Source organism: Hyphomicrobium facile (assembly GCF_900116175.1).
Taxonomy (GTDB): domain Bacteria; phylum Pseudomonadota; class Alphaproteobacteria; order Rhizobiales; family Hyphomicrobiaceae; genus Hyphomicrobium_B; species Hyphomicrobium_B facile.
The window spans coordinates 827,057-840,977 of record NZ_FPCH01000003.1; the positions used below are offsets into that span (position 1 = coordinate 827,057).

Annotated in this window: 15 protein-coding genes; all 15 read right to left on the reverse strand. The window is 61.4% G+C overall.

The features are described from left to right. Positions 1-189: 189 nt before the first annotated feature. The 15 genes from BM399_RS17055 to murJ all read right to left on the reverse strand — a co-directional run bounded on the left by BM399_RS17055 (position 190) and on the right by murJ (position 13,848). Positions 190-657 (reverse strand): helix-turn-helix domain-containing protein, encoded by a 468-nt coding sequence (locus BM399_RS17055; protein ID WP_092868915.1) that lies wholly within the window; start codon positions 655-657, stop codon positions 190-192. A 112-nt stretch (positions 658-769) separates the two neighbouring features. Further along, on the reverse strand, positions 770-2,395 hold the full coding sequence (lnt, locus tag BM399_RS17060; protein WP_092868916.1) for an apolipoprotein N-acyltransferase: 1,626 nt from the start codon (positions 2,393-2,395) through the stop codon (positions 770-772). Beyond that, positions 2,395-3,426: a hemolysin family protein gene (locus BM399_RS17065; RefSeq protein ID WP_092868917.1), complete on the reverse strand. Its 1,032-nt coding sequence runs from the start codon at positions 3,424-3,426 to the stop codon at positions 2,395-2,397. Before BM399_RS17065 ends, lnt begins: the two co-directional genes overlap by 1 nt. Before the next feature lie 14 nt (positions 3,427-3,440). Further along, positions 3,441-3,953 (reverse strand): rRNA maturation RNase YbeY, encoded by a 513-nt coding sequence (ybeY, locus tag BM399_RS17070; protein ID WP_092868918.1) that lies wholly within the window; start codon positions 3,951-3,953, stop codon positions 3,441-3,443. Positions 3,954-3,965: 12 nt separating this feature from the next. Further along, complete coding sequence (locus tag BM399_RS17075) at positions 3,966-4,967, reverse strand: PhoH family protein (RefSeq protein WP_092868919.1); 1,002 nt, start codon at positions 4,965-4,967, stop codon at positions 3,966-3,968. Positions 4,968-5,134: 167 nt separating this feature from the next. Next, a complete protein-coding gene (gene miaB, locus BM399_RS17080; RefSeq protein ID WP_092868920.1) occupies positions 5,135-6,484 on the reverse strand; it encodes a tRNA (N6-isopentenyl adenosine(37)-C2)-methylthiotransferase MiaB in 1,350 nt (449 codons plus the stop codon). Positions 6,485-6,558: 74 nt separating this feature from the next. Continuing rightward, positions 6,559-7,440, reverse strand: a complete 882-nt coding sequence (gene olsA, locus BM399_RS17085; RefSeq protein ID WP_092868921.1) for a lyso-ornithine lipid O-acyltransferase — start codon at positions 7,438-7,440, stop codon at positions 6,559-6,561. Positions 7,441-7,447: 7 nt separating this feature from the next. Next, positions 7,448-7,903 carry a Fur family transcriptional regulator gene (locus BM399_RS17090; protein ID WP_092868922.1) on the reverse strand — a complete coding sequence of 152 codons (456 nt, stop codon included), beginning with the start codon at positions 7,901-7,903 and terminating at the stop codon, positions 7,448-7,450. 87 nt (positions 7,904-7,990) lie between these two features. Further along, on the reverse strand, positions 7,991-8,500 hold the full coding sequence (gene rimI / locus BM399_RS17095) for a ribosomal protein S18-alanine N-acetyltransferase (protein WP_092868923.1): 510 nt from the start codon (positions 8,498-8,500) through the stop codon (positions 7,991-7,993). Further along, positions 8,497-9,195: a tRNA (adenosine(37)-N6)-threonylcarbamoyltransferase complex dimerization subunit type 1 TsaB gene (tsaB, locus tag BM399_RS17100; protein ID WP_092868924.1), complete on the reverse strand. Its 699-nt coding sequence runs from the start codon at positions 9,193-9,195 to the stop codon at positions 8,497-8,499. The genes rimI and tsaB overlap by 4 nt, the downstream gene beginning before the upstream one ends. Positions 9,196-9,209: 14 nt before the next feature. Next, a complete protein-coding gene (locus BM399_RS17105) occupies positions 9,210-9,800 on the reverse strand; it encodes a malonic semialdehyde reductase (RefSeq protein ID WP_092868925.1) in 591 nt (196 codons plus the stop codon). An 85-nt stretch (positions 9,801-9,885) separates the two neighbouring features. Further along, a complete protein-coding gene (locus BM399_RS17110) occupies positions 9,886-10,440 on the reverse strand; it encodes a NifU family protein (RefSeq protein WP_092868926.1) in 555 nt (184 codons plus the stop codon). A 126-nt stretch (positions 10,441-10,566) separates the two neighbouring features. Continuing rightward, on the reverse strand, positions 10,567-11,067 hold the full coding sequence (locus BM399_RS17115) for a universal stress protein (protein ID WP_092868927.1): 501 nt from the start codon (positions 11,065-11,067) through the stop codon (positions 10,567-10,569). Between the two features lie 57 nt (positions 11,068-11,124). After that, positions 11,125-12,162 carry a tryptophan--tRNA ligase gene (trpS, locus tag BM399_RS17120; RefSeq protein ID WP_092868928.1) on the reverse strand — a complete coding sequence of 346 codons (1,038 nt, stop codon included), beginning with the start codon at positions 12,160-12,162 and terminating at the stop codon, positions 11,125-11,127. Positions 12,163-12,267: 105 nt separating this feature from the next. Further along, positions 12,268-13,848 carry a murein biosynthesis integral membrane protein MurJ gene (murJ, locus tag BM399_RS17125; RefSeq protein WP_092868929.1) on the reverse strand — a complete coding sequence of 527 codons (1,581 nt, stop codon included), beginning with the start codon at positions 13,846-13,848 and terminating at the stop codon, positions 12,268-12,270. Positions 13,849-13,921: the final 73 nt, after the last annotated feature.

Here is a 13,921-nt window from a genome sequence, read left to right on the forward strand (position 1 = left end):
TCTCGGCGATCGTTGCCGGTTGTCTTCGAATGCCTGTCATGCCGGCCGCTTGAAAAGCGCCGGTTTGTCGCAATCTTGGTGGATTCGGTCAAGCCAGCGCGTGCGGCCGCGCGCCAAACTGGCCGCGACCTAGCGACCCTTCTGCCAAACTGGAGGCTCAGCCGAATATCGAAGTGCTCAAGCTCCGCTTCAGCTTTCTTCGCCAGCCAGCGCGCGAACGAGATCGACGATCGAGCGGCGCACCTTCGGATCTGTGATACGCGCGAAGGCTTTGTTCAGCTCGAGCCCTTCGCGCGTGCCAAGAAAGTCGACGACATAGCTTTCGTCGGGCTGGGTCTCAGCAAAGCCTGGCATCTGAACGCTTGCGGCGTGGGCGCCCAGCGGGGCCTCGTCGTAGAAGAACTGCACCGGTACGCCGAGAACGCGGGCGAGATCGAACAGCCGGCTCGCGCCGATGCGGTTGACGCCCTTCTCGTATTTTTGGACTTGCTGGAATGTCAGTCCGAGATGCTCGCCAAGTTTTTCCTGGCTCATCCCGAGAAGCATCCGCCGCAGTCTCACGCGTGAGCCGACATGGACGTCCATCGGATTAGCGCGACGAGAACCTTTCGGCGTTTCTTCGCTTGTTTCGTCTTCGATAGATATTTCGTTCACCATCACGCGTACAGCCACCAGTTCCCATCGAGAAAGGCTCTGCACTTCCTAGGTGCACGGGAGACGGGCGTCAATGTTTGACCGCCTCCGCGACAAGTTGACTTCAACACTTTGATTAACGACCATTTTTCCGAAATCGGAAAGCGGCCCCCGCGAAAGCTGCCAGAATGAGCGCCAAGGTCCAGTCGCCAAGCCTTGCGTAGAGAGGCGGAGAAATGGCCTCCGGCAGGGCGCTATCTATCTGACCCCGCACATCCAATCCCAGCGATTGGAGCGTGCGTCCGTAGGGGTCGACGACGCTGGAAATGCCGTTATTCGCCGCCCTGACGAGGGGGACGCCCTCCTCCACGGCGCGAACCCGCGACTGGTGGAAGTGTTGGTAGGGGCCGGTCGATGCGCCGAACCAGCCGTCGTTCGTGACATTCATCAGAACGCCCGGCCTTTGGCTTCCCTGGACTATGTTTCCGGGAAAGAGGGCCTCGTAGCAGACGAGGCCCAAAGCGGGCGGCAGGCCCGGAATCGTCATCAGCGGCCGGGGCTCCGGGCCGACCGCAAACGAACCGCGGCCGTGCGTGAGCTTTTGGATGCCGACCTTGGAAAGCGCGGCTTCCAAGGGCACATATTCGCCGAACGGGACCAAATTGATCTTGTCGTAGGTCGCCAGCGGTTCGGCGCGCTCGTTCAAGACCAGGATGCTGTTCAGCGCGCGGGCATCGGGTGCAGCGGCTGTGCCGGGGGCTGGTGACGGGTCGTGGCGGAGGGCGCCCGTGATGAGCGTCGTTCCCGGGGGCAGAATATTCGCCAGAATGTCGAGGGCGACGGGCGCTTCCAGCGGGAAGAAGGGCATGGCCGCTTCCGGCCAGATGAGGTGCGTGATTCCCTGAAGCGAATCCTTCTCTCCCGCCGGGTTTTCGAGCGAGAGCGCGATGTGATCGTCGAAGATGCGGCGCTGATATTCCGACATCCATTTTTCGCGCTGGGGAACGCTCGGCTGTACGATCCGGAGCTTTACATCGGGCACAAACGTTTGCGGCGCCGCTAATCGCCAGAGGCCATAGGCGAGGAGGAGGCCGATGGGCACTGCTGCGAGCGCTGCGGCGGCACCGATCTTCCGCAGCGAAAGCGGACCGCGGCTGTCGCCGAGTGCCACGAGCGGCGCCGGGAATACGAACAGCGCGATTGCGGTCAGCCCATAGGCGCCGAAGAGCGCCGCGCTCTGCATCAGCGGCAGAGGGTACGTCAGCGCATAACCGACGAGGTTCCAGGGGAACCCGGTCAGGATATGTCCGCGCAGCCATTCGGCGACGGCAAGCGCTATGGCGAAGACGAAAACGCGGCCGATGCCTTCGCACCAGAAGACGCGCGCGGCTGCGGCGGCGAGACCCCAGAACAGCGCAAGCCCTGCGGGCAATAGCGTCACTGCGAACGGCAGGAGCCACGCAAACTTGTCGGCTTCCACAAGGAAGGCTTCGCCGATCCAGAAGAGATTGAAAAAGAAATAGCCGAAGCCGAACGCCCAACCGGCTGTGAATGCGCGACGCCAATTGGTGCTGCCGTCGATGAGCCACACGAAGACGGGCAACGTCAGGAAGAGAATCGGGAAGGCGAAAATCGGCGCGAACGACAGCGCCGAAAGTCCGCCTGCAACGAAGGCTGCGAGCATTCGCCGCCAGCCGCGAAGCGCCATTATACCGGTGCGAATGCCCGATATCCGCTGCGGATTTGCGATTGTGGCGTCCATCACGCCTTCGGCGTTTCAGGCAAAGACTTCGTGTTGGTGACGGGCGCGCGCGGCGGATGGACCTTGAGTTTTTTCACGCGCCGGGGATCGGCGTCGAGCACTTCGAACTCAACACCGGTCGGGTGACGGATGAGTTCGCCGCGCGCCGGGACGCGCCCGAGCATCGAGAAGATCAAACCGCCGATCGTGTCGACTTCGGTCTCTTCGTCATCGGGCACCAGCTTTACGCCGAGATGCTTCTCAAGCTCTTCTATCGGCGTGCGGGCGACGGCGACGATGCCGAGCTTCGGATCGACGACGATGTTGGTTTCCTCGTCATCGTCGTGCTCGTCCTCGATGTTGCCGACGACCTGTTCGATCAGGTCCTCGATCGTGACGAGGCCATCGGTGCCGCCGTACTCGTCGACGACGAGGGCCATGTGGATGCGCGTCGACTGCATTCGGATGAGCAGATCGACTGCGGGCATTGACGGCGGCACATAGAGGATCTGCCGGCGAATTTTTACCGTCGTGATGGGACGGCTGAGATCGACGCTTCTGAGATCGAACAAATTAGCCGCGGGCTTCTCGGCGTCCGGATCGGTCTTGGCATTTTTGACGGGCTGCCCCGTCGCTTCCGCCATTAGCCAACGAAGCACATCCTTGATGTGAATCATGCCGCGCGGATCGTCGAGCGTTTCGCGGAAGAGCGGTATGCGCGAGACGCCGGCCTCATTGAATGTCTGAAGGAGCTCGGAGATCGGCTCGTCCTCGTCGAGGGCGGTGATATCCGCGCGCGGGATCATCAGCGACGCGACGCGGCTCGAGCCGAAGCGCAGGAGCCGTTCGAGCATTTTGCGTTCGGCGTCGGTGAAGTTCGCCGAAGTGCCGGTCTTGAGAGCGCCCTCGAGTGCGTCGCGGACATTCTGGGGCACGACAAGTCCAAGCTTGGCGCGAACCGTCTGCAGCCAGCCGTGCGGACCGAAGGATCGACTGTCGTCGTCTAGGGTGTCGGACACTGTCTTATGCTGTGTGTTGTCGGTCATGGCCATGGGTGGAAGTCCGGTCACTCATTTGTACCGGTTTCCAGTGCGCCCGTGTAGGGATTTGCAACGCCCAATTTAGAAAGTATTTCAATTTCAATGGTTTCCATACGTTCCGCGTCCGCGGTCGTCTCGTGATCATAACCTAAAAGATGCAACACGCCATGCACCACCAAGTGTTGCACATGGTGTTCGAACGGCACGCCCTGTTCCAGGGCTTCGCGTTCAACGGTTTCCAACGCCATGATGATATCGCCGAGCTGGGCGTCAGAAGCGTCGCCGCCAGCTGGAAAAGACAATACATTCGTGGGCTTAGCTTTGCCGCGGAAACGTTCGTTGAGATCGGCGACGATGGCGTCGGAGGATAGGGCGATGGTCACGAACGCCGTTTGCAAGCCGTCGCTGCCCGCGAGAATTGCCGCGCGGGCGGCGTCCTCGATGACGCCATCCAGGTTGCTGACGCGTGACCAGTCGCCGTCATCTTCGACGATTTCGATCTCGAAGACCGGAGCAGATACTTTTTCAGACGGCGGCATGGGTTTTTGGAGTCAGATGTCCTTCGGCCGATCGTAGGCATCGACGATCTTGGCGACAAGATCACGACGGACGATATCGCCGGCGAGGAACCGCACGATCGAGATGTCGTCCACATCGCCGAGCAGATCGACGGCTTCGACGAGACCCGACTTCGTTCCCGGCGGTAGATCGATCTGCGACGGATCGCCCGTCACGACCATTTTCGATCCTTCGCCGATGCGGGTCAGAAACATCTTCATCTGCATGCTGGTCGTGTTCTGGGCTTCGTCGAGAATGACGAAAGCGTTGGCCAGTGTACGGCCACGCATGAACGCCAGCGGCGCAACTTCGATGACGCCGGTTTCGATATCGCGCTCGACCTTTTCGGGCGGCAGAACATCATAAAGGGCATCGTAGAGCGGCCTCAGATATGGGTCGACCTTGTCGCGCATGTCGCCTGGCAGAAAACCGAGGCGCTCGCCTGCTTCGACGGCGGGACGCGAAAGGATGATGCGCTCGACAAGCCCGCGTTCGAGGCACTGGGCTGCGAAAGCAACGGCGAGATAGGTCTTGCCGGTGCCTGCCGGTCCGAGACCGAATACGAGGTCGTGCTTATCGATGGAGCGGATATAGGTGCTTTGTGTCGGCGTGCGCGCTTTGACGACGCGGCGGCGCGTGGCGACTTGGGCTTGTCCCTCGGACGCGGTTCCTTCGGCGCGGGCATGACGGATCAGCCCGTCGATATCGCCGGGGCCGATCGTTTCGCCTTTTGCAATTCGGGAATAGAGGCGTTCCAGCACACTTCGCGCATTGGCGCAGGACGTTGCCGGTCCCGTCAGGATGACGACGTTGCCGTGGGCATGCGCGTCGATACCTAAACGGTCTTCTATGAGGGCCAGGTGGCTGTCGTATTCCCCAAGCAACTGCGTGAGCAGCCGATTGTCTTCAAAGGGTACAACGACGCGAGCATCTTCGAATTCCGGCTTATTGGGCCGTTTCGAGGCCGACGCGGAGGACCCGCGGAATGCTGCCAATCCTGACACTCCCTTGCTGGTTGCTCGTGCTCTTCTAGCCGTATCTCTCAAATTCGAATCGACCACTATCCCAACGTTAGCATGTGACAAAGAGGTTCGGCATGCTCCGGTGTGGTTAACGCACAGCCAACCTCAAACGACAACCGATCTGGATCAGTATAACCCGCTTATGCTGCAGGTATGACACCTGACAGGCTGACGCGCCGGGTTTCCGTTACCGCCACGTTGGCCGTCCGGCCTGTGAAATTGCCATCTCCTACCGCATGGACAAGCTGTAGATAGGGTGACCTGCCGATGAATTCACCTGGGTTGCGCCCAGGGCGCTCGAAAAGCACAGGCATGGTGCTTCCGAGCGTCTTGGCGTTGAAGGCGCCCTGCTGCTCATCCAGCAGTGCCTGGAGCCGATGCAGCCGCCCGGTCTTCACGTCCTCGGGCACCTGGACTTCGAGGCTGGCGGCGGGCGTTCCGGGCCGCGGGCTGTATTTGAACGAAAAGGCCTGAGCAAAGCCGACGGCCTTTACGAGCGCGATCGTCTCTTCGGCGTCTTCTTCGGTTTCGCCGGGGAAGCCGACGATGAAATCGCTCGATAGGGCGATATCCGGCCTGGCCGCGCGAACGCGTGCGATCAGATCGATGTATTCCGCGGCGCGATGCTTGCGGTTCATGGCCCTCAGCATGCGGTCGGAGCCGGACTGCACGGGGAGGTGCAGGAACGGCATGAGCTGCGGCACCTCGGCGTGCGCGGCGATCAGATCGTCGCTCATGTCGCGCGGGTGGCTCGTCATGTAGCGAATGCGTTCGATGCCGTCGATATCGGCCAGCCTGCGGATCAATTCCGCGAGGCCCACGGCGCGTCCCGATGGGGCATCGCCATGATAGGCGTTGACGTTCTGGCCGAGGAGAACCAGCTCTTTTGCGCCTGCAGCTGCAAGCTCTCGCGCTTCCGCTTCGAGCTTGGCGACGGGACGGGAAAACTCCGCGCCGCGCGTATAGGGCACCACGCAGAACGTGCAGAACTTGTCGCAACCTTCCTGGACAGTGAGAAACGCCGACGGCGAAGAGATGCGGCGCGGCGCCTTCATCGCGGTGAATTTCTCGTCGCCCGGAAATTCCGTTTCGACGATGCGCTCGCTTTTGGTTTCGGCGCGGACGATCAGCTCAGGCAACCGATGATAGCTTTGCGGCCCGATGACGAGATCGACCGCGGGTTGACGCCTCGTGATCTCCGATCCTTCGGCCTGAGCGACGCAGCCGGCGACCGCAATCACCGTTTCCTTGCCGTCGCGTTTGCGCGTGTCCTTGATGTCGCGGATGCGCCCCAGATCGGAATAGACTTTTTCGGCGGCTTTCTCGCGGATGTGGCAGGTATTCAGGATCACCAGATCGGCATTGCCCACGTCATCGGTCTGGCTGTAGCCGTCGCGCGCTAAGGCCTCCGCCATGCGCTCGCTGTCGTAGACGTTCATCTGACAGCCGAACGTCTTCAGAAAATAGGTTTTCGTGTTTGCGCGCTGCACGTGAATAGCCGGCTCGAAATGGTGTTATTTGCTCATGAACTCGTAGGACCAGCGCATAGCATAGAAAGACGCGCTTATGTCCATTTCTCGCTGCGGGCCTGCGGCAATGCGAGCTTTTGCCGGCGGCTTTCCTGAGACGGTTCGACGGGAACGAGGCCGGGATCGCCCGGGCGGCCGCGGAGGATGCCGAGAACATCAGTACGGATCGCCCGTTCGGTCTTCAGGGCCAAATCCTTGCGGTCCTTGAATTCGCTCAGGGGAACCGGTGCTCCGACCTTGATCGTGACCGTTATCGGCCCCGATTGCAAAACGCCCCAGGCGTGCGACGTCATCTCCATGTCGCCGTACCAGCCGATGCGTGGGCGGTCGGCGCGCGTCAACGGAATGCCGCGGACGTGGGTATAAACGACGGCTGCGGTCTGGACGACGACCTGCGGGTCCGACGGCGCGGCCGCGCCCGAGACGGCTCCAAACAGCGACGTTTTGAACGGGAGCACGCGATTGCCGTCGCTCGACGTTCCCTCGGCGAAGAGAACGATCGTGTCGCCCTCTTTCAGCCGCGTCATGATTTCGGCTGCGGCATCGCCTGTTGCCTGCCGTCGCGTCCGATCGACGAATACGGAGCGCTGCAGGCGCGCAAGCGCTGAGACGAAGGGCCAGCCCCCGACTTCCAGCTTGGCGACGAACGAAACGGGCGCAAGTGCCGAGAGCACGGGGATGTCGAGCCAGGACGTATGATTGCAAACGAGGAGCACGGGCGCGTCTTCGACGACCGCGCCATCGATCTCGAGCGTTATCCCGAGTATCCGGCAAACTTGGTTGTGGTACCAATTCGGAAAGCGCCGTGCGGCTTTGGGGGCGATCTTCAACAGGAGTGCCTGCACCGGCATCAGCGGCACGGTGAAGCCCAAGAAAGCTGCGAGTACGGCTGAGGCGCGAAGTGAGCCGTTTGCCATTGCGTCGCTAGCCTTTCCGGTTCGAAGGCTTCTTCTTCGCGAGCGGCACGCCATAAAGTTCCAGCCGATGGCCGACCAGCTCGAAACCGAGTTCGCGTGCGATGCGCTCCTGCAGCTCCTCGATTTCGGGATTCGAAAATTCGATCACACGGCCGCTCTCGATGTCGACGAGATGATCGTGATGCTCGCGCGGCGCCGCTTCGTAGCGTCCACGGCCGTGGCCGAATTCGTGCCGTTCGAGAATGCCTTTCGCGGAAAACAGCTTGAGCGTGCGATAAACTGTCGAGAGCGAAATTCTGCGATCGATCGTATGGGCGCGGCGATGCACCTCTTCGACGTCGGGATGATCGGTGGCGGACGAGAGCACCTGGGCGATGACGCGGCGTTGGCCCGTCATTCGCAGTCCGCATTCCGCGCATCGCGATTCGATAGACGTCTCGGATTTCGCGGCCGGCAGGGTCATAGCGATTAGGCTTTGGCTTAAGGGCGACTATTCCTCGTCGCCGGAGTATGGCCGGGTTATAGGCAGTGACAAGGCTGCGCGTCTACATCAGGCCGGCTGTTCAGAATCTTCGAGCGTCAGAACGAGCGTCAGGGCATCGACGCGGGCGTTGCCGGGCCGTTCATAATAGCGCTTTCGCCGTCCGGCTTCGACAAATCCAAGCTTGCGGTAGAGGGCGAGGCCTGCTGTGTTGTCCTCTGCAACCTCAAGGAATATGCGCTTGGCGCCGCCGCGTCGCGCTGCGCGCATCAAACCTTCGAGGAGGCCGGTCGCGAGCCCGACGCGCTGCCAGTCGGGTGACACGCCGATGGAGAGGATCTCGGCCTCGTCGGCGGCGAGCTGGCCGATCAAGAAGCCGATGACCGCTTTTTTCTGGCCGCCCGCGACGGCGATCAGGGAGGTGGCCGCCGGGTGTTCCAGAAGCGATTTGATCGCTGCGGCATCCCAAGGCGGATCGAAAAGTTTGGTGTGTAACGTTGCGATTTCTTCGGCTCGATCCGGCGCCGCCCAGAGCATGCTCGCATGCTTCAAATTTCGGAACGGCGTGACGTTCGTCATGCCCCGGCTCCGATGAATGGGCTCGGCGCTGGGGGCTTCGCATCGGGCGCGCGGAGATAGAGCGGCTTCACCGTTCGCGAGACGGGAAGCTCGCAAGCGGGGAAAAGCATATCGAGAGCGTCGGGAAGCAGGTCGGGCAGGATAGCCGTCGCCTCTGCTCCTCCGCGATTGGCTTCGGTTGCGAGCAGCTCGGCGCCGTTACCCGCGATGACGACCGGTCCTTGTCCCAGCAACTTGGCTGCGGCGGAAATCGTCGCGCATTGCGCCTCGACGACGGTTTGCATCGAGTGGCGATCGAAAACCTCGAAATAGACCTCGCCGCGCCGTGCGTCGGTTGCGATGGCGATGCGCCGCGTCGGGGCAGCGGGAATTCGCGCGCTCATCGCCATCAATCGGAGGCTCGAAATGGCCACGAACTCAGCGCCTGTCGCGAGCGCCAGCGCGCGTGCCGCGGAGACGGAAATGCGCGTGCCGGTAAACGTGCCAGGCCCGTAGGTCAGTGCGATACGGTCGAGGGACCTAAATTCTAGTCCGGCCTCCGTCATCACCGTTGCGATCATCGGCAGCAAGCGCTCCGCGTGCCCCGTTTGCATGGGCTCGAAGGCAAAAGCGATGCCCGGGGTGAGGGTGCGAAGCCCACGGCCCGCCGCGGCCGAGCAAGCATCGAAACAGGTGTCGAGCGAAAGTATGTTCATTCCTGGCGGAGCTTTTAAATGACCTTGGCTATTTCGTCGAACGTGAAGCGTGGTGAGCGCGGGTGGACCCCCGCCGGATCCCCGTACCCCAAATTACAGAGGAAATTCGACTTAATTTCTGTTCCGGTAAAGAACTCTGCGTCTACCCCCGCATTTTGAAAGCCTGACATTGGACCGCAGTCGAGCCCGAGGGCGCGCGCTGCGAGAATGAAGTACCCGCCTTGGAGCGTTCCATTACGAAACGCGGTTGTATCTGCGTGCTGCTTTTTGCCCGTGAACCAGCTTTTGGCGTCCGTATGCGGGAAGAGCTTCGGCAGTGCTTCGTAGAAGTTCAAATCGTACGCAATAATGGCCGTTACCGGTGCGGCCATCGTCTTATCCACATTGCCGGCGCTGAGGTGCTGCCTCAGGCGCGCTTTTGCTTCCGGCGATTTGAGGAAGACGAAACGGGCCGGCGAACAGTTAGCGCTCGTCGGAGCCCATCTCATATGCTCGACGATCCGGCGCAGGAGGGCGTCGGGTACCTCCTTGGGTTGCCATCTGTTGTTGGTGCGGGCGTTGTCGAACAGTTGGTCGAGTGTGGTTTGATCGAGCGGTTCAGCCATTATGTCCCGTATATGTCCCGTGCGTTTTGAAGTGCAGATACGAAGAACCCCGCCGAAGCGGGGTTCGAAGGGATGAAATCTCGCCTTAGACCGCCTGCACGGCTTGCACGTCCGGGCAGAAGTGCTTCAGCAGGTTTTCGATGCCGTGCCGGAGCGTCGCCGTCGAACTCGGGCAACCCGAGCACGCGCCGCGCATGTGGAGATAGACGACGCCGTCGCGGAAGCCCGAAAACGTGATATCGCCGCCATCCTGGGCGACGGCCGGGCGCACACGCGTCTCGAGCAATTCCTTGATCGTCGCGACGGTCGACTCGTCTTCCGGGTCGTAGCTTTCCGAAGCGTTGTCGTTGGCGTCTTCGCCTTCGGAGACGGGCGCGCCGGACATGTAATGTTCCATGATTGCGCCCAGCACCATCGGCTTCAGATGCTGCCATTCGATGTCGCCCTTGGTGACCGAAATGAAGTCGGAGCCAAGGAAGACGCCGTCAACGCCCTCGATCGAAAAGAGCCGGGTGGCGAGCGGAGATGCAGATGCATCGCTCTTCGTGCGGAAATCTGCAGTGCCGTCCGCGAGGACGTCTCGTCCCGGAATGAACTTCAGCGTTGCCGGATTGGGCGTGGCTTCCGTTTGAATAAACATATTGCCTCACTTCGTGGTCGTTGCTCCACGCGCGCCGTATCGCACGGGCAGGATTGGAATGCGTGAAATATAGGTATGGCGGCTGCCTATGTCGAGGTATCGCCCCTCGGCTGCCAGGGCGTCAATTTAGGCCAAAGCCTTGATTTCCGCGAGTGAAAGTTGGCCTGGGACGACCGTTACGGGTACGGCGAAGCCGCCGGTCGCCCGCGCCGTCGCCAAGGACGCGACCAGAGGGCCTGGCCCCTTGGCGTCTATCGAGGCCCCGAGCACGAGGATGGCGATGTCTTCGTCTTCGGCGATGACGTGGTTGATCTCTTCGGCGGTGCGACCTTCGCGCACGACGTCCTCGGTCTCGACGCTCTCAAATCCGGCGTGTGCGAGCTTTCGCCGGAAAAGGCGGAACAGCGCCTTTGCCTTGGTCGTCTCTTCGTCCAGCTGGACCTGGTGAACGCCGGCCCAATGCTGCAACTCGCTCGGCTCGATCACGTAAAGCATGACGATCAGGCCTGACGAGCGCTGAACGCGGCTCGCCGCGTAATAGAGCGCGCTTTCGAATTCCTGGCTCTCGTCGACGACGATCAGGAATTTGCGGCGATGGCCTTCTTCGAACGAGCGGCGAGGTTTCATGGGCGCGATGCTGCCATTCCTCGGCAGTCGCTGCAACGGCCAGTGCGGGAGATTTCGTCAGCTTCTGATGAAGCCGACGATGTCCTTGACTTTGCCCATGATGGGGGTTGCGATTTCTCGCGCCCGCGAAGATCCGTCAGCGAGAATACGATCGATCTCGGCCGGATCGCCGGTCAACCGCTTTATCTCGTTCGCGATGGGTTCGATCTTCGCGACGAGCGCGTCGGCCAGAACCTTCTTGAACGCGGAGAATTGCTGACCGCCGAATTCGGCCAGCACGGCGTCGACGGGTTTGTCGACCAAAGTCGCGTAGATTCCGATCAGATTTTCCGCTTCCGGGCGGCCCGAAAAGCCGCCTTCCTCACTTGGCAGCGGCTCGGGGTCGGTCTTTGCCTTCTGAATCTTCTTGGCGATCGTGTCGGCATCGTCCGTCATGTTGATCCGCGAGAGGTCGGACGGATCGGACTTCGACATCTTCTTCGAGCCGTCGCGCAGGCTCATGACCCGTGTCGCGGCGCCCGTAATGACCGGCTCCGGCTGCGGGAAGAAAATTCCGTCCGCGAAGCCTTCGGCGATGATCGAGGCCGAGAAATCATTGTTGAACTTCTGGGCGATGTCGCGGGCGAGCTCCAGGTGCTGCTTCTGATCCTCGCCGACGGGCACATGCGTTGCCCGGTAAGCGAGGATGTCGGCGGCCATCAGGTTCGGGTAGGCGTAAAGACCGACGGATGCCTGCTCGCGGTCCTTGCCGGCTTTTTCCTTGAACTGGGTCATGCGGTTCAGCCAGCCGAGGCGGGAGACGCAGTTGAAGACCCAGGCGAGCTCAGCGTGGGCGCTAACCTGCGACTGGTTGAAGAGAATGCTTTTCTTCGGATCGAGGCCGGCGGCGATATAGGCCGCCGTCACCTGGCGGATCGCGTTCCTGAGTTCCGCCGGGTCCTGCCACACGGTGATCGCATGCAGATCGACGACGCAATAAATGCACTCGTGGGTCTCCTGCATTTTGATCCAGTTGACCATCGCGCCGAGATAGTTGCCGAGATGCAAGCTGCCGGTCGGCTGCATGCCGGAGAAAACGCGCGGCGTGATTTTCATTGGAGTACGTACCGTGTTGAAGGGATCCGGCGGCCTTATCGCGTGCGGAGGCCCGCCGCGCAAGAGCGAAGGCTTTCGGCTCGTTCCGGTTGCTAGTTCTGGTTGCTAGTTCTGGCGCCGCGTCAGGCGGCCGAGCTGGCCGATGGACATGACGCCGGTCGCGAAAACCAAGAAGGCGAAAACACCCAGTCCGACGCCGATCTCGAGCGCCAGGAAGGACGCCTTGACGAAAAACCCGCCGCTACGATCGAGATAAGGTGCGAGGACGTGGCTCGTGCCCAGCAGGGCGACGACCATGGCAACGCTCGAAAACAGGATCAGCGGAATGTTCCGCTTGATCCGCGCGTCGACAATGAAGTCGCCGCGACGCCGCAAGGTCGACCACAGGAGATAGGCGTTGAGCCAGCCGCCAAGGGTGGTGGCGATGGCAATGCCGAGCTGGGGCATCATGCCGAGATGGCGCAACAGGAAGAACAGCGCGATCGAACCGATCGTGTTCGCCGTGAGGCTGATCGTTGCGTAGCGCATCGGCGTCGTCGTGTCTTCGCGAGCGTAATAGGCCGGCGAGAAGACCTTGATCATCACGAATGCGGGAAGGCCGAGCGCGAACAACGCCAGCACCGATGCCGTAACTTTGGTGTCCTCGGGGCCAAACGCGCCGCGCTCGAAGAGAACGCGGGTAATGTCAGTCGGGATCGCAACAAGGGCGAGAGCTGCCGGGATCGTCAGCAGGAGCGCGAATTCCAGCGAGCGGTTCTGGCTGTCCATCACGCCTGCGGTGTTGCCCATTCTGAGCTGGCGCGAAACGTCGGGCAGCAGCACGATCCCGATGGCGATGCCGACGATCGCCAGCGGCAATTCGTATATCCGGTCTGCATAATAGAGATGGGAAACGGCGCCGGGCTGGAGCGATGCGATGACCGTTCCGATCGCGATATTGAGCTGCGTCACGCCGCCGGAAATAACGCCGGGGATGCCGAGGCGCACGAGCTTGCGCACGTCCGGCGTCAGCCGCGGCCGACGGATGGAGAGATGCATGCCCGCACGGCGCATGCCCCATATCAGTAGCGCGAGCTGAAGGAAGCCTGCCGCGAAGACGCCCCATGCCTGGATGATGCCGGCTTCGGGGCCTGCCTTGTAGCCGTACCACAACGCGATGAGCGTCGCGATCATCATGACGCCGTTGAGCACAATCGAAACCGATGCGCTTTCAGCGAAGCGGCCGACGGAGTTCAGCGCGCCCGACATCAACGCGACGATCGACATGCACAGCAGATACGGCATCGTGATCCGTGTCAGGAGCACGGCCAAATCGAACTTCTCTGGGTTGGCGTCGAAGCCCGGCGCCAAGCCGTACATCAGCACGGGCATGGCGATTTCCGAAACGAACGTGACGATCAGCAGGATGAAGAGAAGGCCCGCCATCGCGTCTTCGGCAAACCTGCGGGCTGCATCCTTGCCGTCGCCTTCGAGCTTCTTGGCAAATATCGGCACGAAAGCAGAGTTGAAGGCGCCTTCTCCGAACAGCCGGCGAAACAGGTTGGGAAAGCGGAAGGCGACGACGAAGGCATCAGCCACCCATCCGGAGCCGAGGGTCGCTGCGATCAGGATGTCGCGCATGAAGCCGAATACACGGCTCAGAAGGGTCAAGCCGCCGACGGTCGCGAACGATTTATAGAGTTTCATCGATTGAACGGCTTACGGTTCGCGTTTTGCCAAGGCAGCAGGCTGCCCTCTTAGACCGGCTTAGGCCGGCAGA